This window comes from Neisseria sp. P0021.S007, assembly GCF_051956855.1.
The window spans coordinates 1-461 of the sequence record NZ_JBQCXA010001573.1; the positions used below are offsets into that span (position 1 = coordinate 1).

At 48.6% G+C, this 461-nt stretch carries 1 pseudogene; it reads right to left on the reverse strand.

Annotated elements, in window-relative coordinates:
• Window positions 1-358, reverse strand: a pseudogene (gene mnmA / locus ACTHUR_RS20330) (tRNA 2-thiouridine(34) synthase MnmA); the annotation flags it as partial.
• Between the last annotated feature and the right edge of the window lie 103 nt (window positions 359-461).

Sequence of the window (461 nt, forward strand, 5' to 3'; positions counted from 1 at the left end):
GCTCTATAGCGTAGTCCAAAAAGCATTTGAACTTGATTTCGGCGTTGCACAACACATCCGGATTCGGCGTGCGTCCCGCGCTGTATTCTTTGAGGAAATAGGCGAATACGTTGTCTTTGTATTGGGCGGCAAAATTGACGATGTCGATGTCTATGCCGATGATGTCGGCGACGGCAATGGCATCGAATGAGTCTTGCTTGATGCTGCAATATTCGTCATTGTCGTCATCCTCCCAGTTTTGCATAAACACACCGCGCACTTGATAACCCTGCTGTTTGAGCAAGGCGGCAGTTACGGAGGAATCGACACCGCCGGAGAGCCCGACGATGATGTTTGAAGGTTGTTGAGTAATGTCCATGAAAGGGATATGGGTAGGAAACAGCGGTTTTTAAAGGCGGATTTTAGCACATTTTGATGAAGGGATAAGGAAGCCCACCCAAGAAGGCTGATGGGGCTTGAAT